Source organism: Kitasatospora fiedleri (assembly GCF_948472415.1).
In the GTDB taxonomy this organism is placed as follows: Bacteria; Actinomycetota; Actinomycetes; order Streptomycetales; family Streptomycetaceae; genus Kitasatospora; species Kitasatospora fiedleri.
Genome location: NZ_OX419519.1, coordinates 5924407 through 5950048, shown reverse-complemented (window position 1 = coordinate 5950048; position 25642 = coordinate 5924407). Strand labels below are relative to the sequence as shown.

Genomic DNA, 25642 nt, shown 5'->3' with positions numbered 1-25642 from the left:
GGCGCTGCCCGAGGCGCCCTGGAGCAGCGTGCCGGTGAGGGACTGCCAGGTGGACGACCCGACGGCGCCGTCCGCGCCGAGCCCGGCGGCGTTCTGGTAGGAGAGGACCGCGCTGCGGGTGCCGGGGCCGAACTGGCCGTCCACCGTGAGGGCGGCGCCGTGCGCGTTCAGCAGGTGCTGGAGGATGCTGACCCGGGTGCCGCTGTCGCCCTGCTGGGTGAGCGGCCAGGCGGTGGCGGCGGGCGCGGGCGGGGTGGCGGTGCCGGTGCCGAGGGCGAAGGCCCGGAGCTCGGCCGCGGTGCCGTTGAAGACGTCCTGGTCGCCCGGGAAGACACCGGCGTCGGCGTACTGCCAGATCTGCTGCCCGGTCCAGCCGTTGGGGGCGGGGGCGGCGCTGCCGGTGTAGTTGGCGACGAACAGCGGGTAGGCGGCCGCGGCGGCGGAGTTGCCGGTGCAGGTGCGCCACCAGTCGGTGGTGGTGTACAGGCTCGGGTAGCGGCCGGTGCGGGCCTTGACCTCGGCGCCGAAGTCCAGGACCCAGGCGGTCATCGCCGAGGTGCTCAGCCCGAAGCAGGTGGCGCCGTACGGGTTGTACTCGATGTCCAGCAGGGGCGGCAGGGTCGTGCCGTCGGCGCTCCAGGTGCCGCCGTGGTCGACGAAGAAGTCGGCCTGCGCCTTGCCGCCGGAGCGGTCCGGCAGGGCGAAGTGGTAGGCGCCGCGCAGGAATCCGGCCGCGCCGAGCCGTTGTACTGGGAGGAGAAGGTGGGGCTGGTGTAGCTGGTGCCCTCGGTGGCCTTGACGTAGGCGAAGGAGGCGCCGGCGGCCGCGGTGGCGGCCCAGTCGACGTTCGGCTCGTACGCGGCCACGTCGATGCCGAGCGGTTCGGCACCGGCGGGCAGCGCGGCGGGGGACGCGGCGGCGGGCAGCGCGGCGGGGGACGCGGCGGCGGACGGCTGGGCGGCCGGGGAGCGGGCGGGTTCGGCGGTGAGCGGGCGGGCGGTTGTCCCGGCGGCGGCGCGGCCGGGGAGGGTGGAGCCGAGGTGGTCGGCGTCGGGGTGGGTGACCGGCCCGGACGTGCCCGCCGCGGCGGTCGGGGGTGCGGCCGCCGCGGGGGTGGGGGCGCTCAGGGCCGCGGCGCCCAGCGGGAGGAGGAGGGCGGCGGCCAGGACGGCCGACCGGTGGTTCAGGAACGACGGCGCGCTGCGCGGCATGGCTGCTCCTGCGAGGGGGTGTGGGGGGCCGGGCCGAGAGGGGGGTGCACCGGCTCGGGGAACAGTAGTGCGGAAATTGACCTGCCGGACAAGACCTCCGGCAAAAAATTTCCACCCCCGCAACATGCCGCCGACCTTGCGACACCCGCCGGGAATACCACTTCTGACGCTTCGTCAGTTCGCTTCTCCACAGGTGGGGATGGGCCAGCGGCGGCGCACCCGGTGCCGGGTGCGCCGCCGCGGGCCCCACTGGTCTGCTACCGCCGGGGCGCAGTGCCGGTTGCCGACCCGGGCGGTGCACCGGAAGGTTTCCGACCTCCGGTCAGCGGCCCAGGTGCGCGGCCACCGCCTCCGCCGCGGCCTCGGCGCACACCCGCGCCGCGCCGTGCGGCGCCAGGTGGAGTCCGCCCCGGGGCGGCGACTGCGGCAGGCCGAACTCGACCACCACGGCGTCCGGCCGCCGGGCGAGCAGGGCGGTGACCGCCGCGTCCGCCCAGGCGTGCCGGTGCGCGTTCCGCACCACCAGCACCAGCGGACGGCCTTCGGCCGCGGCGCAGAGCCGGGCCACCGCCCCGGCCGGGTCGTCCTCCGCCTCCTCCTGGCCCACCTGCCGCACCTCGGTGCCCGGCAGGAGCGCGGCCAGCGGCTCCGCCAGGCCCCAGGCGGTGACCGTGCCCACCGCGATGGTCGGCGTCGGCCGGAACTCGGCGACGCAGGGCCCGCCCCCGCCCTGCGGCGGGACGCCGGTGGGCCGGGCCACCGCCAGGGCGCGGCGGGCCGCGAGCAGGCCGAGTTCCGGGCCGCCGGGGTGCTCCGGGCCGCCTTCCGGCTCGGGACCGCCCGCCGCCACCCGCCCGCCGGGCTCCGGCAGGTCCGGCGCGACCGGCGCGACCGGCACCCCCGGGCGGTCCCCGGCCGGACTCCGCTCCGCCCCACGGACGTGCGCCGTTCGCCGCGCACCAGTGGCTCCCGGGTCGGTGCCGTCCGCCGTCCTCCCCGCGCGGCGGCGCGCAGGTCGCGGGCCCAGCGGGCGAAGGCGGCGACCCGGGCGGCGGCCTCGGCGAGGCGTTCCTCGGGCAGGTCCCCGGTGCGGACGGCCCGCGCCACGGCGGAGCGCAGCGCGTCGTACTCGGCGGCCGAGCCGCGGTCCCCCAGGCACACCAGGTCGGCGCCGGCCGCCAGCGCCCGTACCGCGGCGCCGGCGTGGCCGTAGCGGTCGGCGACCGCCCGCATCTCCACGGCGTCCGTCACCACCAGCCCGTCGAAGCCGAGCCGCTCGCGGAGCAGGCCGGTGAGGACGCGCGGGCTGACCGTCGCCGGGTGCTCCGGGTCGAGGGCGGGCAGCAGGAGGTGCGCGGTCATCACGGCCCGGGCTCCGGCCGCCGTCGCGGCCCGGAACGGCGGCAGGGCGACGCGTTCCAGTTCGGCGAGGTCCGCGGTGACGGTGGGCAGGCCGAGGTGGGAGTCGACCACCGTGTCGCCGTGCCCGGGGAAGTGCTTGGCGCAGGCGGCGGCGCCGCCCTCCTGGAGGCCGCGCACCCAGGCGGCGGTGTGCCGGGCCACCAGCGCCGGGTCGGCGCCGAAGGAGCGCACGCCGATCACCGGGTTGCGCGGGTCGGAGTTGACGTCGGCGTCCGGCGCGTAGTCCAGGTCGATGCCGAGCGCGGCCAGGTCGCGGCCGATCGAGCGGGCCACCGCCCGGGTCAGGTCCTCGTCGTCGACGGTGCCCAGCGCCAGGTTGCCGGGGTACGAGGAGCCGGTCGCCCACTCCAGCCGGGTGACGTCGCCGCCCTCCTCGTCGACGGCGACCAGGATGTCCGGGTGCTCGGCGCGCAGCTGTCCGACCAGGGCGGCGGCCTGCGCGCGGCCGCCGGGCGGGGGCGCGAAGTTGCGGCCGAACAGCAGGACGGAGCCGAGGCCGTCGGCCAGGCGGCGGCGGACCCAGTCGGGGGCGGTCAGGCCGTCGAAGCCGGGTTGGAGCACGCCGTCGGCGAGCCGCAGCAGGGCCGGGTCGTCCGCCGCGCTCACCGCGCCGCCCCATCCGCGGCCTCGCCGAGGGTGCGGGCGACCACGTCCTCGACGGTCTCCTGCCGGTGCAGCAGGGTGAAGCGGACCTCGCCGTCGGCGTCCACCTGGTAGGCGTGCACGGCGGGCTGCGGCAGGCTGTTGTAGTGGAACGGGGTGGAGAAGTAGTAGGCGCCGGTGTCGGGCAGCACCACCAGGTCGCCCGGTGCCAGCAGGGGCAGTTCGCGGGCGCGGGCCACCAGGTCGCCGGCGAAGCAGCACGGCCCGGCGACGTCCTGCGGCACGGTGCCGTCCGCTCCCCCGTCGGCGGGGCGCGGCCGGCCGTCGGCGTCGTAGGGCAGCACCCGCAGCGGCCAGGCGTCGGGGAGGAAGACGGTGCGGGCGGCGACCTGCACGCCCGCGTGGGTGAGGGCGATCGCCCGGCCGCCGGAGCGTTTGGTGTACTCCACCCGCGAGGCCAGGAAGCCGTTCTTGGCCAGCAGGGAGCGGCCGAGTTCGGTGACCAGCCGGTAGCGGCCGCCGAACAGGCCGGGGACGCCGGTGCGGAGGGCGGCGACCTGGTCGGCGAAGGTCGGGTCGTCGCGGTCGTCGGCGAAGTTGACGGGCAGTCCGCCGCCGATGTCGACGCCCTCGACGCGGGCGGCGCCGGCCCGGCGGTCGATCTCCTCGGCCAGCGCGACGACGGCCGCGACCCCGGCGGCGGACAGCTCCGGCGGGCAGCCCTGGGAGCCGACGTGCACGTGCAGCCAGCGCAGCCAGGGCCGGGCCAGGAAGGCTCCGACGATGCGCTCCCGGTTGCCCGGGTCGCCCAGCGCGAAGCCGAACTTGGACTCGCGGCCGGCCGTCGACATCGCGGCGATGCTGCCGAGCCCCACCTGCGGGTTGATCCGCAGCCCGATCCGGGACGCGGTTCCGGAGTCGGCGACCAGGGCGTCGACGCGCTCCAGCTCCTGGAAGTTGTCGATGTTGACGGTGACTCCGGCGGCGAGCGCCGCGCGCAGTTCGGGGCGGGTCTTGGCGGGCGAGTCGAGCACCAACTGCCGGGGCTCGAACCCGGCGGCCAGGGCCTGCGCCAGTTCGCCGGGGCTGGCCACCTCGCAGCCCAGCCCGTGCCCGCGCAGCAGGCGCAGCACCGGCACCAGGCTGTTGGCCTTCGCCGCGAAGGTGTGTTCGACGCTCTCCCCGGCGGGCCAGGCGGCGTGCAGGGCGGCGGCGCTGTCCGCGATGCCCCGCAGGTCGAGGAAGGCCGCCAGCGGCGTGTCGTCCGGGTCGAGCAGCCCGGCGCGGACGGCGGCGCGCACCGCGAGGTCGCGCCGCCGGGACCGCTCCGCGGCGTGGTCGGGGGCGTGGGGCGCGGCCCCGGGGTCGGTCATGATCGCTGCTCCGGGGCGGCGGGGTCGACGGGCACGTGCGCGTCCTTCTGGTAGAGGCGGAACACCCGGTGCAGCCGGGCGTCGACCGCGCGGGCGTAGAAGCGGTACGGGGCGATCCAGGCGATCTCGGACTCGGTGCGGCCCGCCTCCCGCTGGTCGCGCAGGCAGCGGCGCAGCAGCACGGCCCCGACGCCGCGGCCGCGCTGGGACTCGGCGGTGCCCATCGGCCCGAACCAGGTGTCGCGGTTGACGCCGTGGCAGGCGAAGCCGACGAACTCCTCGGCGCCGTCCTCGCCCTGCACCGCGACGTGGCAGCGCGGCGGCTCGTGGGCGAGCGCGGTGGCGGCCTCCTCGGCCCAACTGCCGCCCCAGGTGCGCATCCAGGCGAGGAAGCGGGGCGCGTCCTCGGCGCGGGCCCGGCGCACCCGCACGCCGAGGGCGGCCAGCCGCCGCTCGTCCTCGGCGGTGGCCAGGTCGGCGGCGGACAGGTCGGTGAGCATGTTGAACGCGTCGGCGGTGCGCGCGTACCCGGCGGACTCCACCAGGCAGACGGCCGGGGTGTAGCGGATGTCGAGGCCGGGCCAGGCGTAGTGCGGCGGGGTGCCGCGGACGACCAGGCGGGTGGCTCCGGCCGCCAGCAGGCGCTCCTCGATGCCGGCCAGCAGTGCGCGGCCGTGGCCCCGGCCGCGGTGCTCCGGGGCCACCGCGAGCAGGGTGGTGTGTCCGGTGCGCGGGTGCGGGCCGTCGGACGGCGGGGCGAGCCGACCGAGCGCGAGACCGGTGACGGCGCCGTCGGCCTCGGTGACGACCCGCAGGTCCGGACGGTCCGCCGTGAGCTCCCACAGCAGCGTCAACACCCTTGCCGCGTCGGGGTCGTGGACGAGCGAGGCGGTCACGATCCCGCGCAGTTCGGGGAGGTCGCCGTGGTGCGCGGTGCGCAGCACGGGCGGTGCGGCGTCCCTCATGCTGTCCGTCCCATCTGTTGCTTGATAACATGATTGAGCTTTCGAGCGGTGGAAAACTACCAACGATCGCCCGGGGCCACCAGACCTCTCCCGGCCCGGCGCGCGTACGGCACGGCAGGTGGAGGACGCCCATGACGATCGCCCGCCCCTCTCCCGACGACCCCGAGCGCACGGCCCGCGGCAGCGCCGCGGCGGCCGCGCTCGTCGCGTCCGCCGTCGCCTCCGGCGGCCTGCCGGGAGCGGTCCTCGCCACCGGCCGGGGCGCGGCGGGCGAACCGGTGGTGCACGCCTTCGGCCGCACGGCGGTGACCGGCCCGACCGCCCCGGTCACCGCCGACACCGTCTACGACCTCGCCTCGCTGACCAAGGTCACGGCCACCCTGCCCGCCGTGCTGCGGCTGGCCGACACCGGCGCGCTCGGGCTGGACGACCCGGTCCGCCGCCACCTGCCCGGGTTCACCGGGCCCGGCAAGGACGCGGTCACCGTGCGCCAGCTGCTCACCCACACCTCGGGCCTGCCCCCGCACCGGCCGCTGCACACGCTGCCCGGGACGCCCGCCGACCGGCTGGCCGCCGCCCTGGCCGAACCGCTGGACACCGCCCCCGGCACCGCGGTCGCCTACTCCGACCTGGGATTCGTCGCGCTGGGCGAGGTCGTCCGCGCGGTGGCCGGGGCACCGCTGGAGCAGGCCGTGCGGGAACTGGTGCTGGACCCGCTCGGCCTGACCGCGACCCGCTACCGGCCGCCCGCCGACTGGTACGGGCGCACCGCCGCCACCGAGCCCCGCCCCGACGGCGGCGTCCCGGTGGGGACGGTGCACGACGAGAACGCGGCGGCGCTGGGCGGGGTGTGCGGCCACGCGGGCCTGTTCGGCACGGCCGGCGACCTGGTCCGCTACCTGCGGCTCGGCTGGCTGGCCGCCGACTCCGCGTTCCTCTCCCCCGGCATCCGGGCCGAGGCGGTGCGCTGCCACACCGCGGGCCTGGGCGGCCGCCGGGGCCTGGGCTGGACGCTGCGCGGCGACCGCTGGGACCACATGGCGCGGCACTGGCCGACCACCGGCGCCGGGCACACCGGCTTCACCGGCACCAGCGTGGCCATGGACCCGTCCGGCGGCCCGTGGGCGGTGCTGCTCACCAACGGCGTCCACCTCGGCCGGGACGCCTCGGTGGTCGTGGCGCTGCGGCGGGCCGTCTGCGACGCTCTGTCCGATCCGGGTTCCGATCCCGGCCTCGGCCCCGGCCCCGGTCCGGCTCCGGACTCCGGTCCGCGGGCCGCGCCCGGCACCCGGCCCGCCTGACCGCCGCACACCCACTGCCCTCACCGCACCCACCGCCCTCACCGCCCCCGCACGCAAAGGAAGCGCTCATGACCGCAGCCGACGGAACCCGCCCGAAGCGCAGGTCCGCCGCCCGCACCCCCGCGCCCGCGCCCAGCGGCCCGCCGCAGACCGTGCTCGTCCAGATCCGGGCGCTGCTGCCCACGCTGGCGCCCGCCGAGCGCCGGGTCGCCGAGGCCGCGCTCGCCGATCCGGCGAACGTGGCCGCGCAGACCATCAGCGAGCTGGCCGCCGAGTGCCGCACCTCGGAGACCACCGTGATGCGGTTCTGCCGCACGCTCGGCCTCAAGGGCTACCCGGACCTGCGAATCGGCCTGGCCTCGGCCGCCAGCGTCGAGGAGAGCAGCGCGGGTTGGAGCGCGGTCGGCGCGGACATCGGTCCCCGCGACTCGCTGGCCGACATCGTCGCCAAACTCGGCTTCGCCGACGCCCGCGCGGTCGAGGACACCGTCGGCCAGCTCGACCTGCACGCCCTCAAGCGGGCGGTGGACGCGGTCTCCTCGGCCGGCGGCATCGACGTGTACGGGGTGGGGGCCAGCGGGCTGGTCGCCCTGGACCTGCAGCAGAAGCTGCACCGGATCGGCCGCCGGGTCAACGCCTGGGTGGACCCGCACATCGCGCTGACCTCCGCGGCGCTGCTGCGCGGCGGCGACGTGGCGATCGGGGTGTCGCACACCGGTGACACCGCGGCCACCGTCGAGGTCCTGGCGGAGGCGCAGCGCAACGGGGCGACCACGCTGGCGATCACCAACTTCCCGCGTTCGCCGATCACCGAGCACGCCGATCACGTGCTGACCACGGCGGTGCGCGAGACCACCTTCCGCTCCGGCGCGATGGCCAGCCGGATCGCCGCGCTCACCGTCGTCGACTGCCTGTTCGTCGGGGTGGCCCAGCGCCACCGGGCCCGCACGCTGAAGGCCCTGGAGCGCACCTACGCGGCGGTGCGCCACCACCACGGGTAGGGCGGCGCGGACGCCCGCGGCGGGCCGGGTCCGGCGCCGGACCGCCGCGGGCGCGCCGGGTCGGCCCCCGTCAGATCGGCTGCGCCGCCAGGGCGTCGGCCACCCGTCCCCGGGCGGCGGCCAGCCGGCGGCGGCCCTCCTCGGGCCCGCAGTCGGACAGCAGGCAGACCAGCGCCGTCTTCAGCTCGCCGTCCGCCCCGGCGAGCGCGTGCGCGCAGCGCTCCTCGCCGAGTCCGGTGGCCTCCATCAGGATGGTCACCAGCCGGCCGCGCAGCTTGGCGTTGCTGGCGGAGACGTCGACCATCAGGTTGGAGTAGGTGCGCCCGAGCGCGATCATCACGGCGGTGGACAGGCCGTTGAGGACGAGTTTGTGGGCGCTGGCGGCCTTGAGCCGGGTGGACCCGGCGATCGCCTCGGGGCCGGTGTCCACGTCGAGGTGGACGTCGGCCAGGTGCGCGAGCGGTGCGCCGGGGTTGGCGCTGACCAGGACGGTGAACGCCCCGGCCGCCCGGGCGGCGGTCAGCGCGCCCGCGACGTAGGGGGTGCGGCCGCTGGCGGCGATGCCCACCGCCACGTCGCCCGCGCCGACCTCGGCGGCGTCGGCGGCGCCGAGTTCCTCGCTGTCCTCGCTGCCCTCGACGGCGGTGACCAGCGCGGTCGGGCCGCCCGCGTGGTGGGCGACGACGACGCCGGGCGGCAGCGAGAAGGTCGGGCCCAGTTCGGCGGCGTCGACCACGGCGGTGCGTCCGGAGGTGCCCGCGCCGAAGTAGTGCAGCCGGCCGCCGGCCCGCAGCCGTTCGGCGGTGGCCTCCACCACGACCGCGAGCCGGGGCAGCACCCGGGCGACGGCCCCGGGGACGAGGGCGTCCTCGGCGTTGAGCAGCCGCAGCACGTCGAGCGGGTCGGCCCGGTCGATGCCGAGGGTGCGGGGGTTACGCCGCTCGGTGGGCGACACGACGCGGACGGAACGACTCGGGGTCATCGGATGTCCTCTCGGTTTCTGCCATCGTCCTGCCCGGTAGGTTTTTTTGCAACATCATCTACCGCCCGTTCCGTTGCTTTGCACCTGTCGCGGAGTCAACAACGGCCAGCTCCAGGCGAGTCGCCGAGTTACGAACAACGAACCTCTTGCGTAACTCATTGACGCAAGCGGGCCGCGACTCCTACGGTCGGCACACCGCAGCCACTCCCTCACGCACCGGTTGATCGGAGTTCCGCCCCCCATGAAGCACACCAGACGCGCCGCCCTCCCCCTCGCGGCGGCCCTCCTCCTCGGCGGCACCGCGGCCTGCTCCCCCGGCGCGGGGTCCTCGGGCTCCGCCGGGGACGGGGTCTTCACCACCATCGACGGCAACCACCCCATCGCGGCCGGCGCCCCGATGAACCCCTTCAACGCCGCCGGCAACACCTTCCTCGGCTACGACACCATGCAGCTGGGCTTCACCAAGAAGAACCCGCAGGACCCGAACGACTTCTTCCCCGGCCTGGCCAGGAGCTGGAAGACCACCGACACCTCGATCACGGTCGAGTTGGAGCCCGATGCCAAGTGGTCCGACGGCACGCCCGTCACCGCCGAGGACGTCAGGGCGTCGATGGCCATCGCGCTCACCCAGGGCTCGGCCACCATCGGGGCCGGCCTGCTCACCCAGGGCCTGGACGTGGCCGAGGTCAGGGAGACCGCGCCGCACACCTACGAGATCAGCCAGGTGCCCGGGGCGAAGAACGTCCAGTTCCCGCGCCTGGTCCTCACCCAGAAGATCGTCCCCGCCTCGGTGTACGGCGCCCTGCTGCCCGCCGACGTGTGGGACGTGATCCACACCAGCCAGAGCCCCGACCCCGCGCGGGCCGACGCCGCGAAGGCGGCCGTCGACAGGCTCAACGAGATCGGCAAGAAGGTCTCCGCGTTCGCCCCCGCCAAGGACGTCTCGGCCGGCCCGTTCGTCCTCACCCGGGTCAACCCGGGCTCGGCGGTCCTCGACCGCAACCCGCACTTCTTCGCCGCCGCCAAGATCGGTCCCAAGCAGGTGGTGGTGCGCAACTACACCGGCAACGAGCAGATCTGGAGCTACATGACCAACGGCGAGCTGGACGCCGCGCCGTTCACCGCCATCCCCGACAACGTCCTCCAGCGCATCCTGAAGGCCGGCAACCAGCGCGTCGACGCCATCAACTACGTGGACGCGGCGATCGCCTTCAACCAGGGCGTCGCCCCGTTCGACAAGGTGGAGGTCCGCCGGGCGCTCGCGCACGTCATCGACCGCGAGGCCGTCACCAAGGTCGGCCAGCCGGTCGGCGGGACCGCCTCGAAGGCCACCACCGGCCTGATCGACAAGGTCGCCGAGAAGTGGCTCACCCCCGAGCAGCAGGCCGCGCTCGACCCGTACGCGCACGACGAGGCCAAGGCCGCCGAACTCCTCCAGCAGGCCGGGCTCACCAAGAAGGACGGCACCTGGCACCTGCCCGACGGCACGCCGTGGACCATCACGCTGCAGACCGTCAACGGCTTCAGCGACTGGATCGCCGGCGGCACCGTCGTCGCCAACCAGCTGACCGCCTTCGGCATCCCGACCAGGACCGCGCTGACCGCCGACTTCAGCACCTACAAGAAGGAGATGGCGGACGGCAAGTACCCGGTCGGCTTCTGGCTGACCGCGCTCGGCCCCGGCACCGACGCCGCCTTCCAGCGCCTGTACGGCGTGGACGACGGCTTCACCGCGATCGGCGCCGACGTCACGCACAAGTCCGGCCAGGGCTCGGGCAACTGGCTCAACACCCCGACCTCCTTCCCCCTCGACGGCGCCACCGTCAACCCCGGCGAGCTGACCGCCAGGCTGACCGTCCTCCAGCCGGAGGAGCAGAAGGACATCGTCCGGCGGCTGGCCGCGCTCTCCAACCAGCAGCTGCCGGTCATCCAGGTCTGGGACTACACCAACGTGCAGTTCGTGAACGACAAGCGGTTCACCGACTTCCCGAAGTCCGGCCAGGACGGGCTGCTGAGCAACTCGCCCGGCGTCTGGATGATGCAGGGCTACGTCCAGCCCAAGAACAAGCAGAAGTAGCGGCGGATGAAGGGCTTCCTCCTCCGGCTCGCGGCGAAGCTGGCCGCCGGCCTGGCGATGGTGTTCACCGTCGCTACCTTCACCTTCTTCCTCGTCCACGCGCTGCCCGGCAACCCCGGCGACGCGGCCTACGAGTCGTACGTGCTGGGCGGCATGCCGCCCGAACTGGCCCGGGCCAAGGTCGCCGTCGTGTACGGGTTCACCTCGCACGAGCCGCTGGTGGACCAGTACCTGGGCTACCTGGGCCAGTTGGTCCACGGCAACCTGGGGGTGTCGATCTCCTACAGCGGCGTCCCCGTCGCGGACGTGATCCGCGCGGCGGTGCCCTGGACGGTGCTGCCGGTGCTGTCCGGCCTGGTGCTCAGCTTCCTGGTCGGCTGCGCGGCCGGCGTGGTCGCCGCCGTGCGGCGCGACTCCCGCGGCGGGGGGCTGCTGTCGCTGTCCGGCTCGCTGATGGCGGGCGTGCCGTCCTTCGTGCTGGCCCTGCTGCTGGCGTTCCTGTTCCACACCCTGTGGAACGTGCTGCCCTACGGCGACACCAGCGACGTGACCATCGCACCCGGCTTCACCGCCGCGTACCTCGGCTCGGTCGCCACCCACGCCGTGCTGCCGGTGGCCACCTACGCGCTGCTCAGCTACGGCGGCTGGCTGCTGACCATGAAGTCCAGCGTGGCCTCCGTCCTCGGCGACGACTTCATCCTCGCCGCCGAGCTGCGCGGCATCGCCCCGGCCACCCGGATGCGCTACATCGGCCGCAACGCCGTGCTGCCGCTGTTCACCACGCTCGCCCTGTCGGTCGGCCACATGTTCGCCGGCTCGGTGCTGATCGAGGACGTCTTCGACTACCCGGGCCTGGGCAACCTGCTGCTCAAGAGCATCGGCAACCGGGACTACCCGCTGATGGGCGGCGCCTTCCTGCTGATCACGGTGACCATCGTGGTCGCCAACATCCTCGCCGAGCTGCTGTACTCGGTGATCGACCCCGGGTGAGGCGATGACCGTGACCTTCCCGACGCCACCCGCCGCCCCGCGCCCGTCCTCCCGCCGCGCCCGCACCCTGCGGGTGCTGACCCGCCGCCCCGGCCGGGTCGTCGGCCTGGGCATCATCGCGCTGTTCGCCCTGATGGCCGTCCTCGGGCCGCTGCTGTACCCCGGGACGATCGCCGTCGACCCGGAGGCCGTCTACGCCCCGCCCAGCGCCGAGCACTGGCTCGGCACCGACTTCGCCGGCTCCGACGTGCTCCAGGAGGTGGTGGTCGGCGCCCGCTACGTGCTGCTCACGGCGGCGGTCGCGGCCCTGGTCGCCGCCGGCGCCGGCACCCTGGTCGGCCTGGTGGCCGGCTTCCGGCGCGGCCTGGCGGACTCCGGCCTGATGCGGCTGACCGACTTCGTCCTCACCCTGCCCGGCCTGCCGCTGCTGATCGTGCTGTCCACGCTGTGGAGCTTCGGCAGCGCCTTCCAGATGGGCCTGGTGCTGGGCCTCACCGGCTGGGGCGGCGTCGCCCGCGCGGTGCGCGCGCAGACCCTGTCGCTGCGCGAGCGCGGCTTCCTGGAGGCCGCCCGGGGCCTGGGCCTGTCGCAGCGGCACATCCTGCTGCGCGAGCTGCTGCCGAACATCGCCCCGTACGTCGCGATGAACCTGCTGCTGTCGGTGATCGGCTTCATCGGCGCCGAGGTCGCGCTGTTCTTCCTCGGCGTCGTGCCGTTCTCCAGCGAGAACTGGGGCGTGATGCTCAACCAGGCGGTCTTCTCCGGCGGCGTGATGAGCAGCCCCGAGGCGCTGACGTACCTGCTGGCGCCGCTGGCCTGCATCCTGCTGATCACGCTCGGCATCGTCCTGTTCATGGACGCGGTCGACGAACTGTTCAACCCGAGACTGCGGGAGCGGTCATGACCGTCCGAACACTGCCCCGCGACGGGGGCGAGGCGGCCGGAGCCCGGCCCGCCGAGGTCGAGATCCGCGACCTGACCGTCGTCTACCGCACCGAGCACGGCGACCTGCCCGCCGTCTCGCACGCCTCGCTCGACCTGCGGGCCGGCGAGATCACCGGCCTGGTCGGCGAGTCCGGCTCCGGCAAGTCCACCCTGGCGCTCTCGCTGCTCAACGCCGTCCCCGACCCGGGCCGGATCACCACCGGCCGCGTCGAGGTGGCGGGCGTCGGCGACGTCACCCGGCTGACCGGGCGCCGGCTGCGCCGCACCCGGGGCAGCACGCTCGGCTACGTCTTCCAGGCCGCGCAGAACTCGCTCAACCCGCTGAAGACCGTCGGCGGGCAGCTGCTCGACCTCGGCCGCTCCCACCAGGTCGCGGACCTGCCCGGCCTGGTGCGCCGGGCCAAGGAGCTGTGCGAGCGGATGGGCCTGGACGCCGACCGGGTGCTGGACTCCTACCAGCACGAGCTGTCCGGCGGCATGCGCCAGCGCGTCGGCATCGTGCTCGCCCTGGTCCTCAACGCCCGGGTGCTGGTCCTGGACGAGCCGACCACCGCGCTCGACGTGATCTCCCAGGCCGCCGTGCTCGACATCGTGCGCGACGTGCACCGGGAGAAGGGGCTGGCCACCCTCGTCGTCACGCACGACATGGGCGTGGTCTCCGAGATCGCCGACCGGCTCGCGGTCATGTACGGCGGGCGGATCGTGGAGCACGGCCCCGCCGAGGACCTGCTGCGGCGGCCCTCGCACCCGTACACCCGGGCCCTGATCGGGGCCACCGCCCGCATCGTCGGCGACCCGGGCCTGGCCCGGGCGCTGCCCGGGCAGCCGCCCGACCTCACCACCCTCGCCCGGCGGGGCTGCGTCTTCCGGGACCGCTGCCCGCTGGCGGTGCCGGTGTGCGAGGAGACCGAGCCCGCGCTGGTCGAGTGGTCGCCCGGCCGGTTCCGGGCCTGCCACGCCGACCCGGCACCCACGGCCCCGGCCCCGGCCGCCGCCGTTCCGGCGCCCCGGGCCCAGGACGACCCGACCGGAGGACGGCCGTGATCGAGGCCAGGAACATCACCCGCACCTACACCAGCCGCGGCGCCTTCACCGGCACCCGCACGGTGCACGCCCTGCGCGGCGTCGACTTCGCCCTGCCCAAGGGGGGCGCGGTCTCCTTCATCGGCGAGTCCGGCTGCGGCAAGACCACCCTGGGCAAGATCCTCACCGGGCTGGAGACCTTCGACGGCGGTGAACTGCTCGTCGACGGAACGGACCTGTCCAAGCTGTCGGCGCGTCGGCGCGCCCCGTACTTCCGGCGGGTCCAGCTGATCCACCAGGACCCGTACTCGGCACTCAACCCGACCCGGGACGTCGGGCAGATCCTCGGCGACCCGCTGCGGATGCGCGCCCGGGAGACCGGCGCCACCGGCGCGCAGCAGCGCGACCGCGCCGCCGAACTGCTGGAACTGGTCGGCCTGCGTCCCGGCGTGCTGGCCAAGTACCCGCACCAGCTCTCCGGCGGACAGCGCCAGCGCGTCGTCATCGCCCGGGCGCTGACCGTCGACCCGGAGGCGCTGGTCGCGGACGAGTCGGTGTCGATGATCGACGTGTCGATGCGGCTGGGCATCCTGTCGCTGCTGCGGGACCTGCGCGAACGCCTCGGCATCTCACTGCTGTTCATCACCCACGACGTGGCCACCGCCCGCTACCTCGGCGGGGGCGGCGAACTGCACGTCATCTACCGCGGCCAGGTCATCGAACGCGGCCCCACCGACCGGGTCGTCCAGCAGCCGGTGCACCCCTACACCCAGTGCCTGCTGTCGGCGATCCCGGTGCTGCGCGGCCTGGAGGAACCGGGACCGGACCGGCTGGTGCCGCTCGCCGCCCTGGACGAGCGGGTGGCCACCCCGGGCTGCCTGTTCGCCCCGCGCTGCCCCTTCGCGACCGCCGAGTGCGCCGACGGGCGGCCCGGGCTCACCACGCTCCCGCACGACGACGCGCACCGGCACGCCTGCCTGCACCCGCGGGCGCGCCGGGTGGTCGCCACCGAGACCGCGGCGGTGCGCTGACGCCCCGTCGGCCCTGGACCGGATGTCGCGGGCCCGGGCCCGGGGCTCGACGATTCGTCGATCGTCCGGGCCGCGGCGGTGCTCGTACCGTGGCGGGCGTGGAACTTCCCGTGCAGGACGGCCGGCCGGTTCCGGCGGGTCGGGCCCCCGGCGGAGGCCGTCCGGCCCGCGCCTCAGGGCCGCCGCGAGGCCGCCGCGGAAGCGGCCGGACCGGCCACGACCAGCAGGTAGCGCCCGTCCGGGCCGAGCGCGGCCAGGCGGTGCGCGACACCCGCGTCGTAGTGCAGCGCCTCACCGGCCTCCAGCTCGAAGCGCTCGCCGCCGACCTCGGCGGCGACGCGCCCGGCGAGCACCACGCACAGCTCCTCGCCCGGGTGGGCGGTGGGGAAGGCGTGGTGGGCCGGGGTGCCCTCGGCGAGCACCGCCTCGAAGCGGCGCGCCCCGACCGGGGTCAGCGGGAAGGTCCGCCCCTCCCCGGGCGGCCACGCCCGCGGCGCGCGGCGCGGCCGGTGCACGACCGCGGACGACGCGGACGGCGGCCCGGCCGGCCGGGCCGCCCCGGGAGCCCCGCCCAGCAGCACCGACAGCGGGGTCTGCACCGCCTCGGCGACCCGTTCCAGCGTGCGCAGCGTGGGGTTCGCGTCACCGGCCTCCAGCCGGCTGAGGAAGCTGCGCGAGAGGCCGCTGCGCTGCGCCACCCCGTCCAGGGTGAGCCGGAGGCGGGTCCGGGCCGCGTGCAGCCGCTCGCCGAGGCGGGCCGCCGCGGCGTCCTCGCGCGCGCCGGCCGCGCCCGCCCCGGCGTCCGCCGCGTCCCGGCCCGCTCCCACCGTCTGCTCCGTTCCGTCCGTCCGGTCCCGGCCTCCGCCGCCCGGCCGCCCGGCCACGCGGCGTCCGCCGGGGCCGGGTGCCCCGCACGCTACAGGTCCCGCTCCGCCTCGACAGCAGGGAGTACGCCGTGAACCGCACCCGCCGCCCGGCCCCGCCCGCGACGGCCCGCCGATGACGACCGCCGGCTACGCCTCCGCCTGGTCGGAGCCGGCCGAGACGCTGGCCGACGCGGCGGACGAACTCGGCGGCTCCGAGGAGCGGTTGGCCCGGGCCATGCTCGCCGACTGGCCCGACTCCGCCCTGCGTCCGCCGACCGCGCTGCTGGCCGAGGCCGGCGCCGGGTGCGGCGACCTGCACCGGCTGGTGCGCGCGGCCGGGTTCCGCGACCTGGGCGAGTTGCAGGCCCGGGTCGCCGAGCGGATGGACGGGGAGCTGACCGGCCCTCGGGACCGCTTCCGGGCCCGCCTGCGCCCGGCCCAACTCCCCGGGCTGACCCGGCGGATGGCCGAGCGGGAGGCCGCGAACGTCGCCGCCACCCTGGAGGGGGCCGATGACGACGGCGCGCTGGACGCCGCCGCGCGCTCGCTGCTGACGGCCCGGCAGCGCCTGGTCGTGGGCACCGGCCGCAGCCGGGGCCTGGCCCACCTGCTGGCGGCCGACCTGGCGAGCGTGCTCGGCCGGGTCGTGCTGCTGGACGGCGGCGCCGACCGCGTGGCGGAGGCGCTCACCGACGCCGGGCCCCGGGACGTGGCGGTCGTCTACTCGGTGCGCCGCTACGACCACTGGACGCTGCGGGCCGCGCAGGCGCTGCGCCGCCGCGGCGTGCCGCTGGTGGCCGTCGTGGACGGCCACGGCTCGCCGGTCGCCCCGCTCGCCGACCGGACGCTGACCGCGGCGACCGGCGGCCCGTCGTTCGCCGACTCGCCGACCGCGCTGGTGGCCCTCGGGCACGCCCTGGTGACGGTGGCCGCCGCCCGCTCCAAGGGGGCGCTGCGCCGGTTGGAGCGCCGGGAGGAGGCCGACCGCCTGCTGGACCGCCTCCCCGACGACTGACCCGCCCCCGTTCCCCGCCCCGCACGGTTCCCCGCCCCGCACGGTTCCCCGCCCCGCACGGTTCCCCGCCCCGCAGCGTCGAGCACCCCGCGAACGAGCACCCCGAACGAGCACCCCGCGAACGAGCAGCTCCCCGACCAGCATTGGTGACCCATGACTTCAGCAGTTCCCGGCCGGCCCGCCCCGGGTGCCTGGCCCTCCCCGATCGCAGCCGAGGACGTGGCCCGCGAGGACGGCGTCCCCGGCTGGGCGGAACTCGTCCCCGAAGCCTCCGGGCTCGCCGTCTGGTGGGACGAGCCCCGCCCGCTGGAGGGCGGACGCCGCTGCGTGGTGCGGCGCGCGCCGGACGGCACGGTGCAGGACCTGCTGCCGGAGGGGTTCAACGCCCGCAGCCGGCTGCACGAGTACGGCGGCCGGGCCTGGCGGCCGGTGTCCCTGCCCGCGGACGGCCCGGCGGACGGCCCTGTGGACGGCGCGGCGGACGGCGCTCCGGACGGCCCGGCGGACGGCGCTCCGGCCGGGCCCGCGCCCGCCCTGGTCTTCGTCGACTGGCACGACCAGCGCCTGCTGCTGGCCGTCCCCGGAACGCGGACGCGCCCGCGGCCGTTGACCGCCGCCGCCCCGGACGCGGCGGGCGGCCCCCCGGTGCGCTACGGCGACCTGTACGCGCCGCCGGGCCGGGCCGAGGTGTGGTGCGTGCGCGAGAGCGTCGGGGCGCATCCGCGCGAGGTGCGGCGGGCGCTGGTGGCGGTGCCGCTGGACGGCTCGGCCGTCGGCGACCCGGCCCGGGTGCGGGTGCTGGCCGACGGCCACGACTTCCTGGCCTGCCCGCGCCTGTCCCCGGACGGGCGGCACCTGTCGTGGATCGGCTGGAACCACCCCGCCATGCCGTGGGACGGCACCGAGCTGTGCGTCGCCGCCCTGGACGGCACGGGGGGCGCGCCCCGGGTGGTGGCGGGCGGCGCGGACTGCTCGGTGGTCCAGGCGGAGTGGCGGGACGCGGACACCCTGTGGGCGGTGGCCGATCCGGACGGCTGGTGGAACCTGCGGCTGGTGCCGCTGGACGGCGGCCCGGACCGGGCCGTCGCGCCCCGCGCGGAGGAGTTCGGCGGGGCGCTGTGGCGGCCGGGCGCCACCTGGTTCGCGCCGTTGCCGGACGGCCGGGCGGTGGCCGTGCACGGCACCGGCAGCGACCGCCGCCTGGGCGTGGTCGACCCGTCCGACGACAGCGTGCGCGACCTGCCGCTGCCCTACAGCGACTTCGCGGCGACCGTGCACGCGGCCGACGGGCGCGCGGTGTGCGTGGCCGGTTCACCGGAGGCCCACCACCGCGTGGTGCTGGCCGACCTGGCCGCGGCCGGTGGCGGAGAACGCCGGCACGAGACGCTGACCGCCGGCCTCCCGGCGCCGCACGTCGCCGACTGGCTGCCGCGCCCCCGTACCGAGGTGTTCGACGGCGCCGACGGGCAGCCGGTGCACGCCGCGCTGTACCCGCCGCGCAACGCCGACCACGCGCTCGCCCCGGGCGAGTCCCCGCCGTGGGTGGTGTTCGTCCACGGCGGCCCGACCGGCGGCTCCCCGATGGCCCTGGACCTGGAGATCGCCTTCTTCACCAGCCGCGGCATCGGCGTGGCCGACGTCGACTACGGCGGCTCCACCGGTTACGGCCGCGCCTACCGGGAGCGGCTGCGCGGCACCTGGGGCGTGGTGGACGTCGCGGACTGCGCGGCGGTGGCCCGCGGCCTGGTCGCCCGCGGCCTGGCCGACGAACGGCGCCTGGCGGTGCGCGGCGGCAGCGCGGGCGGCTGGACGGCCCTGGCCTCGCTCACCTCGGCGGGCCTGTACGCGGGCGCCGTCTCGCACTACGGCATCACGGACCCGCTGGCCTGGGCCGCGGACACCCACGACTTCGAGTCGCGCTACCTGGACGGGCTGATCGGCCCGCTCCCGGAGGCCGCCGCGCGGTACGAGGAGCGCTCGCCGGTGCGGCACGCCCACCGGGCGAGCGGACCGGCCCTGCTGATGCACGGCCTGGAGGACGTGGTGGTGGGGCCGGAGCAGTCCCGGGCCTTCGCCGCGGCGCTGGAGGCGGCCGGGCTGCCGTGCACCCTGCTGGAGTTCCCGGGCGAACAGCACGGGTGGCGGCAGAGCGCCACGATCGTCACCGCGCTGCGGGCCGAACTCGCCTTCTACCGGCAGATCTTCGGACTCACGGAGCAGCCGGCCGGGCAGCCCCGGCCGCAGCCGTCCCCCGCCGGCTCCCCCGCCCCGGAGGGCGGCCGGTGACCGCGCCCCGCACCGGGTCCGGGCCGCTGCTGCGTCCCCCCGCCCTGCGGCCGGGTGACGCGGTGGCGGTCGTCGCGCCCGCCGGGCCGGTGGAGCCGGAGCGGCTGGCGCAGGGCGTCGGGGTGCTGGAGTCCTGGGGCCTGCGGGTGTCGGTGATGCCGCACGTGTCCGCCGCCCACCTGGGGCACCTCGCGGGACGGGACGCGGACCGGGCGGCCGACCTGCGGGCGGCCTGGACCGACCCGGGGATCGCGGCGGTGCTGTGCGCCCGCGGCGGCTACGGCTGCCAGCGGACGGCGGACCTGCTGGACTGGGCGGCGCTGGCCCGGGCCGCGCCGAAGCCGCTGGTCGGGTGCAGCGACGTCACCGAGCTGCACCGGCTGTTCGCCGCCCGGCTGGGCGTGGCCACCCTGCACGGACCGATGGTCGCCACCTCGGCGTTCACCGAACCGCGGTCCGCCGCGCACCTGCGCCGGGTGCTGTTCGACCCCGGGTCGGTGCGTGAACTGCCTTTGCACCGGCACGCGTTGGCGACCGGTCGGGCGGCGGGCGTGCTGGCCGGCGGGAACGCGAGCCTGCTGGCGTCCTCGCTGGGCGGGCCCGGCCCGGTGGTTCCGGACGGCTGCCTGCTGCTGCTGGAGGAGGTCGGCGAGGAGCCGTACCGGCTGGACCGGCTCCTCACCCAGCTGCGCCGCTCCGGTGCGCTCGGGGCGGCCGCCGGGATCGTGCTGGGCGACTTCACCGACTGCGGCCCGCCCGCGGCGGTGGCCGAGGTGCTGCACGACCGGCTGGCGGACCTGGGCGTGCCGGTCGCGGCGGGGCTCCCGGCCGGGCACGGCCGCGTCCAGCTGACGGTGCCGCTGGGCGTGCGCGCCGAACTGACCGCCGCCGGACCGGACACGAGCACCCTGCTGCTGGCGGACCCCCCGCTGTCGCCCCGGGCGGCGGCGGAACACGACACGATCGACCCCGACGGGAAGGAACCCCACCAGTGCGCGTCATGATCTCCGCCGACATGGAGGGCGCCACCGGCGTCACCTGGCCCGACGACGTGGAGCCGGGCACCGCGGCCTGGGAGCGGATGCGGCGCCTGCTGACCGGTGACGTCAACGCCTGCGTGGCGGGGCTGTTCGCGGGCGGCGCCACCGAGGTGCTGGTCAACGAGGCCCACTACACGCAGCGCAACGTCCTCATCGAGGACCTGGACGAGCGCGCCACGCTGCTGACCGGCCGCCACAAGCCGCTCGGCATGATGCACGGGGTGCAGGACGCGGACGGCGTGGTGATGCTCGGCTACCACACCGGGGCGGGCGAGGAAGGGGTGCTCGCGCACACCTACCTGGGCACCGGCCTGGTCGACTTCCGGATCGACGGCGAGGCCGCCGACGAGGGCCGGATGAACGCCCTGGTCGCGGCCGAGCACGGGGTGCCGGTGCTGCTGGTCACCGGCGACGACCTGACCTGCGCGGCCGCCGGGCGCTGGGCACCGGGGGCGCGGACCGCCGCCGTCAAGCGGGCGGTCAGCCGGTACGCGGCGGTCTGCCTGCCGCCGGCCCGCAGCGCCGCCCTGATCGAGGAGGAGGCCCGGGCCGCGGCGCGGGCGGCGCTCGCGGCGGGGCGTCCGGCCGGCACGCCCCGCGCGCACCGCTTCGAGGTGACCTTCCACGCCACCCACCAGGCGGCGGCGGTGGAGGCGGTGCCGACGGTGGAACGGACCGGCCCGCGCACCGTCGCCTACACCGCGCCGAGCGCCACCGACGGCGCCCGCGCCTTCAAGGTGTGCACCACCGTGGCGGCGTCCGCCGCGGAAGCGCACTACGGCTGACACCCCCGCCGCCCCGCCCCGGAAAGGACCCGCCCCATGACCTCCGCCCCCGTCCCCGTTCCCGTTCCCGAGCCCGCTCCTGCCCCCGGGCCCGGCCTCGCCGCCGCGGGCGACGACGCCGTCCGGCTCTGCCACGACCTGCTGCGCATCGACACCACCAACCCCGGTGACGGCACCGGCCCGGGCGAGCGGGCCGCCGCCGAGTACGCGGGCGCCGCGCTGGACGCGGCGGGCATCGCCCCGACCCTGGTGGAGTCGGCGCCGCGGCGCACCACGGTGCTGGCCCGGATCGACGGCGAGGACCCGTCGCTGCCGCCGCTGCTGGTCCACGGCCACCTGGACGCCGTGCCGTTCGACGCCGCCGACTGGACGCGCCACCCCCTGTCGGGGGAGCTCGCCGACGGCTGCCTGTGGGGGCGCGGCGCGGTCGACATGAAGGGCACCGTGGCGATGGTGCTGGCGCTGGCCCGGCACTGGGCGCGCAGCGGGGTGCGGCCCCGGCGGGACGTCGTGCTGGCGCTCCTCGCGGACGAGGAGTCGACCGGCGACTTCGGCTCCCGGTTCGTGGTGGCCCGGCACCGGGAGTGGTTCGAGGGCTGCCGGGAGGCGATCAGCGAGTCGGGCGGCTTCTCGATCACCGCGCGCCCGGAGCGCGGCCCGGAAGCCGGGCGGGAGCTGCGGGTGTACCCGGTGGCGGTCGGCGAGCGGGGCACCGCGTGGATGCGGCTGACCGCCCGGGGGACGGCCGGGCACGGCTCCAAGCAGAACCCGGACAACGCGGTGGCGACCCTGGTGCACGGCCTGTCCCGGCTCGCCGCGCACCGCTGGCCGACCGCGCCGACGCCGCCCGTGGAGGCCCTGCTGTCCGCCCTGGAGCGGGAGTTGGGCCTGCGCATCGACCGGTCCCGGCTGGAGGAGGAGGCGGCCCGGCTCGGACGGCTCGGCGAGCTGTTCGACTGCACGGTGCGCGACTCGGCCAACCCGACGGTGCTGGCGGCGGGCGGCAAGGTCAACGTGGTGCCCGGCCGGGCCCACGCCGAGGTGGACGGCCGCTTCCTGCCCGGCCGCCGGGAGGAGTTCCTGGCCACCGTGGACCGCCTGCTCGGCCCGGGCGTCACCCGGGAGTTCATCAACTGCGAGGACGCGGTGGCCGCCGACCACGAGGGACCGGCGTTCGCCGCGATGGCCGACGCGCTGCGCGCCGAGGACCCGCTGGCCCGGCCGGTGCCGTTCGTGATGTCCGGCGGCACCGACGCCAAGTCCTTCGCCCGGCTGGGCATCCGCTCGTACGGCTTCGCCCCGCTGCTGCTGGACCCGTCGCTGCACTACTACGGCATGTTCCATGGCGTGGACGAGCGGGTGCCCGCCGCCGGGCTGGGCTTCGGCGTCCGGGTGCTGGACCGCTTCCTGCGCGCGTACTGAGGGCGGTCAGGGGCCGGCCGCCTCGCGGGCGCGCAGGGCCAGCCACAGGTCGACCCGGTCCTCGGCGCGGTCCATGTGACGGCCGGTCAGGCGGCCGATCTTGGCGATGCGGTTCTGCACGGTGTGCCGGTGCAGGCCGAGCAGGGCGGAGGTCTCGGCCCAGCTCCCGTTGGTCTCCAGCCACACCCGCAGGGTCTCGGTCAGTTCGTGGTCGGGGTCGGCGGCGTCGAGGGCGGCGAGGGCGGTGTCGGCGAACGCGGCGAGCAGCGCCGGGCTGCCCAGGCTGAGCAGCAGCCGCACCGACCCGGCCTCGGCGGCGGTGACGGGACGGCCGGCCGCGGTGCTGGCCGGGAGCAGGGCGTGGGCCTGGCGCAGGGAGAGCGCGGCGTGCTGGGGGGCGACCGCGGGGCCGATGCCGGCCGGGCGGCCGGGGGCGAAGCGGGCGAGCAGGGCGAGCGCGTCGGTGCCCTCGGGCACCACGGCCTCGACGGTGGTGCCGACGGCGCGGGCGAGGCCGCCCGGTATCGCCAGCGCCAGGTCGGCGGCGGTCTCGGCGGCCTCGCTGGGACGGCCCGGGCCGGGCGGCGGGTCGGGGCGGGCGGGGTCGGGGCGGGCGGCGACGTGCACGGCGAGGGCGCGCAGCGGCCCGACCGGCAGGTTGACCGAGGAGAGCAGGGCGGTGGCGCGGGAGTCGCTGAGGTCCGCGCCGAACAGCCGGGTGAGCACGGTGGTGCGGTGGCGGCGGCGGGGCTCCTCGGCGAGGTGGCGGCGTTCCAGTTCGACGGAGAGCAGCGAGACCAGGACGCTGCCCAGCAGCCGGGTCTCGGCGGTGCTCGCGCCGACCAGGACGACGAAGCCGCGCAGCCTGGCGGCGCCGAGCGGCTGCGCGTGGACGGGGCCGCCCGGCAGTTCGCCGCCGCCGCTGCCGCGCAGGCCGCGCAGCGCGACGGCGTCCAGGACGGGGGCGGCTCCGGTCAGGACCTCGGTGGCGTCGGTCCCGGCCGCGCCGAGCGGTCTGGCCAGGACGTCGCAGACCACGACGGCGACGCCGGTGGCGCGGTACCAGGCGGTCAGCAGGTCGGCGAGCCCGTCGGGGGAGGCCGCGGCGGCGGTGAGGCGGCGCTGGGTGCGCAGGGTGCGTTCCAGCAGGCGGCGTTCCTCGGCGGCGCGGGCGTCGAAGACGGCTTTGGTGACGGCGGCGGGCGAGGTGCGTTCGGGGACGGTGATCAGCGGGAGGCCGTGCTGTTCGGCGGCGCGGGCGAGGGCGGGCGGCACCCGCTGGTGGGGCAGGGTGGGGCCGAGGCCGAGCACGAGCGCGGCGGCTCCGGCCCGGTCGAGGCCGCCGATGAAGGCGGCCAGGTCGGCGGGCCCGGGCCCGAGCAGCAGGCCGGTGGTCATGACGACTTCTCCGCCCTCCAGCCAGACGGAGGGGTCGGTGGCCTCGGAGGCGTGGGCGGCCTCGACCGTGCGGCCCAGTCCGGCGGCGCCCGCGGCGAGGTGCAGCCGCAGGGCGGGGATGGCCAGGAGGTCGCGGACGGTGAGTGGCATGGGCCGATCGTTCGACGGTGCGGGTGATCTTCGATGTGATAGCACAGAACGGCCGCTGTGCGCACCGGTCATGACAACGCCTCCGCTCCCGGCGGCGCGCGGAACGGGCCGCCGGGCCGGGTGCGGGGCGGGCCCATTCCCTCCGGAGGGTGACCGGCCGGGGCCGGCGGGAACCCTTGACGGTGCCGCCGGCGGGCCGTACGTTCTGCGCTGCCGCAAATGTTTCCGGCAAGTTGCAGAGAGCTTGCAGCAATCCCCCGCAAGCCGAAACGTTTCCGCCCCCTCCGGCTCCCACCCCACCAGGAGACACCGTGCACCACCCCACCCCCGCGCCCCGCCACCGGCGCCGGGCCGGACTCACCGCCGCGGCCCTGGCCGTCGTCACCGCGGCGACCGGCCTGGCCACCGCCCCACCGAGGCCGCCGCCGCCACCCCCGGGAGCAAAACCGTCACCGCCACCCTGTTCGAGTGGTCCTACGCCTCGGTGGCCAAGGAGTGCACCAACGTGCTGGGCCCCAAGGGCTACGGCTACGTCGAGGTGTCGCCCCCGCAGGAGCACATCCAGGGCGGCCAGTGGTGGACGTCCTACCAGCCGGTCAGCTACAAGATCGCCGGACGGCTGGGCGACGCCAACGCCTTCGGCGCGATGGTCACCACCTGCCACGCCGCCGGGGTGAAGGTGGTCGCGGACGCCGTGGTCAACCACATGAGCGCGGGCTCCGGCACCGGCACCGGCGGAACGGTCTACAGCAAGTACAACTACCCCGGGTTCTACCAGAACCAGGACTTCCACTCCTGCCGGGCGGACATCTCCAACTACGCCGACCGCAACAACGTGCAGAACTGCGAGCTCTCCGGCCTGTCCGACCTGGACACCGGCAGCGACTACGTCCGCTCCACCATCGCCGCCTACCTGAACAGCCTGATCGCCAAGGGCGTCGACGGCTTCCGGATCGACGCCGCCAAGCACATCGCCTCCGGCGACCTCGCCGCCATCAAGGCCAAGCTGACCAAGCCCGGCATCTACTGGGCCCAGGAGGTCATCTACGGCGCGGGCGAGGCCGTGCAGCCCGGCGAGTACACCGGCACCGGCGACGTCGACGCCTTCATGGGCGCCTACGACCTCAAGCGGATCTTCACCAACGAGAAGCTCGCCTACCTGAGCAACTGGAACGACTCCTGGGGCGCGGGCTACCTGCCGAGCGCCAACTCCCGGACCTTCACCGACAACTGGGACACCGAGCGCAACGGCTCCACGCTCAACTACAAGTACGGCAACACCTACACCCTCGCCAACGTCTACCTGCTGGCCTGGCCCTACGGCTCGCCGAACGTCTACTCCGGCTACGAGTTCAGCGACATCGACGCCGGCCCGCCGAACGGCGGCACCGTCCGGGCCTGCTACCAGGACGGCTGGAAGTGCCAGCACGCCTGGCGGCAGATCGCCAACATGGTCGGCTTCCGCAACGCCGTGAACGGCACCGCGGTCACCAACTGGTGGTCCAACGGCGGCAACGCGATCGCCTTCGGCCGCGGCACCAAGGGCTACGTGGCGATCAACCACGAGACCACCGCGCTGACCAGGACCTTCCAGACCTCGCTGCCCGCCGGGAGCTACTGCGACGTCCAGCACGGCGACCCGAGCGCGGGCGGCGGTTGCAGCGGCCCCACGTACACCGTCGCGGCCAACGGCACCTTCACCGCCACGGTCGGCGCGGGCGACGCCGTCGCCCTGTACGCGGGCGCGGGCGGCTGA

Annotated in this window: 19 protein-coding genes and 1 pseudogene; 13 read left to right on the top strand and 7 right to left on the bottom strand. The window is 76.2% G+C overall.

The window, feature by feature from the left end; translation table 11 throughout:
- Nucleotides 1-96: 96 nt before the first annotated feature.
- The 4 genes and pseudogenes from QMQ26_RS26995 to QMQ26_RS26980 all read right to left on the bottom strand — a co-directional run.
- Nucleotides 97-1211: pseudogene (locus QMQ26_RS26995) on the bottom strand (GH25 family lysozyme); the annotation flags it as partial.
- A gap of 174 nt (nt 1212-1385) precedes the next feature.
- Nucleotides 1386-3239, bottom strand: a complete 1854-nt coding sequence (locus tag QMQ26_RS26990) for a glycoside hydrolase family 3 N-terminal domain-containing protein (protein WP_282202983.1) — start codon at nt 3237-3239, stop codon at nt 1386-1388.
- Nucleotides 3236-4609 carry a type III PLP-dependent enzyme domain-containing protein gene (locus tag QMQ26_RS26985; RefSeq protein WP_282202982.1) on the bottom strand — a complete coding sequence of 458 codons (1374 nt, stop codon included), beginning with the start codon at nt 4607-4609 and terminating at the stop codon, nt 3236-3238. The genes QMQ26_RS26990 and QMQ26_RS26985 overlap by 4 nt, the downstream gene beginning before the upstream one ends.
- Complete coding sequence (locus QMQ26_RS26980; RefSeq protein WP_282202981.1) at nt 4606-5574, bottom strand: GNAT family N-acetyltransferase; 969 nt, start codon at nt 5572-5574, stop codon at nt 4606-4608. The genes QMQ26_RS26985 and QMQ26_RS26980 overlap by 4 nt, the downstream gene beginning before the upstream one ends.
- 131 nt (nt 5575-5705) lie before the next feature.
- On the opposite strand from QMQ26_RS26980, the gene QMQ26_RS26975 reads away from it, so the two are divergent.
- Both QMQ26_RS26975 and QMQ26_RS26970 read left to right on the top strand, forming a co-directional pair.
- Nucleotides 5706-6875, top strand: coding sequence for a serine hydrolase domain-containing protein (locus QMQ26_RS26975; protein ID WP_282202980.1), 1170 nt, complete (start codon nt 5706-5708; stop codon nt 6873-6875).
- Between the two features lie 68 nt (nt 6876-6943).
- Nucleotides 6944-7876, top strand: a complete 933-nt coding sequence (locus QMQ26_RS26970; RefSeq protein WP_100840024.1) for a MurR/RpiR family transcriptional regulator — start codon at nt 6944-6946, stop codon at nt 7874-7876.
- A gap of 70 nt (nt 7877-7946) precedes the next feature.
- Here QMQ26_RS26970 and murQ read toward each other — a convergent pair whose 3' ends face one another.
- Complete coding sequence (gene murQ / locus QMQ26_RS26965; protein WP_282202979.1) at nt 7947-8858, bottom strand: N-acetylmuramic acid 6-phosphate etherase; 912 nt, start codon at nt 8856-8858, stop codon at nt 7947-7949.
- A gap of 241 nt (nt 8859-9099) precedes the next feature.
- Here murQ and QMQ26_RS26960 point away from each other — a divergent pair, with 241 nt between their 5' ends.
- Genes QMQ26_RS26960 through QMQ26_RS26940 form a run of 5 tightly spaced genes read left to right on the top strand, consistent with a single transcriptional unit; the run spans nt 9100 to nt 14924 of the window.
- Nucleotides 9100-10935, top strand: coding sequence for an ABC transporter substrate-binding protein (locus QMQ26_RS26960; protein ID WP_282202978.1), 1836 nt, complete (start codon nt 9100-9102; stop codon nt 10933-10935).
- A 6-nt stretch (nt 10936-10941) separates the two neighbouring features.
- Nucleotides 10942-11925, top strand: coding sequence for an ABC transporter permease (locus QMQ26_RS26955; protein ID WP_282202977.1), 984 nt, complete (start codon nt 10942-10944; stop codon nt 11923-11925).
- Nucleotides 11926-11929: 4 nt separating this feature from the next.
- Complete coding sequence (locus tag QMQ26_RS26950; RefSeq protein ID WP_100840028.1) at nt 11930-12829, top strand: ABC transporter permease; 900 nt, start codon at nt 11930-11932, stop codon at nt 12827-12829.
- Complete coding sequence (locus tag QMQ26_RS26945; RefSeq protein ID WP_282202976.1) at nt 12826-13914, top strand: ABC transporter ATP-binding protein; 1089 nt, start codon at nt 12826-12828, stop codon at nt 13912-13914. The genes QMQ26_RS26950 and QMQ26_RS26945 overlap by 4 nt, the downstream gene beginning before the upstream one ends.
- Nucleotides 13911-14924, top strand: a complete 1014-nt coding sequence (locus QMQ26_RS26940; RefSeq protein ID WP_282202975.1) for an ABC transporter ATP-binding protein — start codon at nt 13911-13913, stop codon at nt 14922-14924. Before QMQ26_RS26945 ends, QMQ26_RS26940 begins: the two co-directional genes overlap by 4 nt.
- 173 nt (nt 14925-15097) lie before the next feature.
- Here QMQ26_RS26940 and QMQ26_RS26935 read toward each other — a convergent pair whose 3' ends face one another.
- Nucleotides 15098-15751 carry a helix-turn-helix domain-containing protein gene (locus tag QMQ26_RS26935; protein WP_159073328.1) on the bottom strand — a complete coding sequence of 218 codons (654 nt, stop codon included), beginning with the start codon at nt 15749-15751 and terminating at the stop codon, nt 15098-15100.
- 172 nt (nt 15752-15923) lie between these two features.
- On the opposite strand from QMQ26_RS26935, the gene QMQ26_RS26930 reads away from it, so the two are divergent.
- The 5 genes from QMQ26_RS26930 to QMQ26_RS26910 all read left to right on the top strand — a co-directional run bounded on the left by QMQ26_RS26930 (nt 15924) and on the right by QMQ26_RS26910 (nt 22338).
- Nucleotides 15924-16805: a MurR/RpiR family transcriptional regulator gene (locus tag QMQ26_RS26930; RefSeq protein ID WP_282202974.1), complete on the top strand. Its 882-nt coding sequence runs from the start codon at nt 15924-15926 to the stop codon at nt 16803-16805.
- Between the two features lie 153 nt (nt 16806-16958).
- On the top strand, nt 16959-19091 hold the full coding sequence (locus tag QMQ26_RS26925; protein WP_282202973.1) for a S9 family peptidase: 2133 nt from the start codon (nt 16959-16961) through the stop codon (nt 19089-19091).
- Nucleotides 19088-20095 (top strand): S66 peptidase family protein, encoded by a 1008-nt coding sequence (locus QMQ26_RS26920; protein ID WP_282202972.1) that lies wholly within the window; start codon nt 19088-19090, stop codon nt 20093-20095. The genes QMQ26_RS26925 and QMQ26_RS26920 overlap by 4 nt, the downstream gene beginning before the upstream one ends.
- On the top strand, nt 20083-20916 hold the full coding sequence (locus QMQ26_RS26915; RefSeq protein WP_100840034.1) for a M55 family metallopeptidase: 834 nt from the start codon (nt 20083-20085) through the stop codon (nt 20914-20916). Before QMQ26_RS26920 ends, QMQ26_RS26915 begins: the two co-directional genes overlap by 13 nt.
- Nucleotides 20917-20952: 36 nt before the next feature.
- The gene (locus QMQ26_RS26910) at nt 20953-22338 is read left to right on the top strand and encodes a M20/M25/M40 family metallo-hydrolase (RefSeq protein ID WP_282202971.1); all 1386 of its coding nucleotides are present in this window, start codon (nt 20953-20955) and stop codon (nt 22336-22338) included.
- A gap of 6 nt (nt 22339-22344) precedes the next feature.
- Here the strand turns inward: QMQ26_RS26910 and QMQ26_RS26905 are convergent, their stop codons facing one another.
- A complete protein-coding gene (locus QMQ26_RS26905; RefSeq protein ID WP_100840036.1) occupies nt 22345-23886 on the bottom strand; it encodes a PucR family transcriptional regulator in 1542 nt (513 codons plus the stop codon).
- Between the two features lie 505 nt (nt 23887-24391).
- Between QMQ26_RS26905 and QMQ26_RS26900 the strand changes: the two genes are divergently transcribed.
- Nucleotides 24392-25642, top strand: a complete 1251-nt coding sequence (locus QMQ26_RS26900) for an alpha-amylase (protein WP_404813965.1) — start codon at nt 24392-24394, stop codon at nt 25640-25642.

Excerpts from the sequence above, each read along its gene's own strand:
- QMQ26_RS26985 (WP_282202982.1), bottom strand. The coding sequence starts at position 4,609 with ATGACCGACCCCGGGGCCGCGCCCCACGCCCCCGACCACGCCGCGGAG.
- QMQ26_RS26980 (WP_282202981.1), bottom strand. The coding sequence starts at position 5,574 with ATGAGGGACGCCGCACCGCCCGTGCTGCGCACCGCGCACCACGGCGAC.
- QMQ26_RS26975 (WP_282202980.1), top strand. The coding sequence starts at position 5,706 with ATGACGATCGCCCGCCCCTCTCCCGACGACCCCGAGCGCACGGCCCGC.
- QMQ26_RS26970 (WP_100840024.1), top strand. The coding sequence starts at position 6,944 with ATGACCGCAGCCGACGGAACCCGCCCGAAGCGCAGGTCCGCCGCCCGC.
- murQ (WP_282202979.1), bottom strand. The coding sequence starts at position 8,858 with ATGACCCCGAGTCGTTCCGTCCGCGTCGTGTCGCCCACCGAGCGGCGT.
- QMQ26_RS26960 (WP_282202978.1), top strand. The coding sequence starts at position 9,100 with ATGAAGCACACCAGACGCGCCGCCCTCCCCCTCGCGGCGGCCCTCCTC.
- QMQ26_RS26955 (WP_282202977.1), top strand. The coding sequence starts at position 10,942 with ATGAAGGGCTTCCTCCTCCGGCTCGCGGCGAAGCTGGCCGCCGGCCTG.
- QMQ26_RS26950 (WP_100840028.1), top strand. The coding sequence starts at position 11,930 with ATGACCGTGACCTTCCCGACGCCACCCGCCGCCCCGCGCCCGTCCTCC.
- QMQ26_RS26945 (WP_282202976.1), top strand. The coding sequence starts at position 12,826 with ATGACCGTCCGAACACTGCCCCGCGACGGGGGCGAGGCGGCCGGAGCC.
- QMQ26_RS26930 (WP_282202974.1), top strand. The coding sequence starts at position 15,924 with ATGACGACCGCCGGCTACGCCTCCGCCTGGTCGGAGCCGGCCGAGACG.
- QMQ26_RS26925 (WP_282202973.1), top strand. The coding sequence starts at position 16,959 with ATGACTTCAGCAGTTCCCGGCCGGCCCGCCCCGGGTGCCTGGCCCTCC.
- QMQ26_RS26910 (WP_282202971.1), top strand. The coding sequence starts at position 20,953 with ATGACCTCCGCCCCCGTCCCCGTTCCCGTTCCCGAGCCCGCTCCTGCC.
- QMQ26_RS26905 (WP_100840036.1), bottom strand. The coding sequence starts at position 23,886 with ATGCCACTCACCGTCCGCGACCTCCTGGCCATCCCCGCCCTGCGGCTG.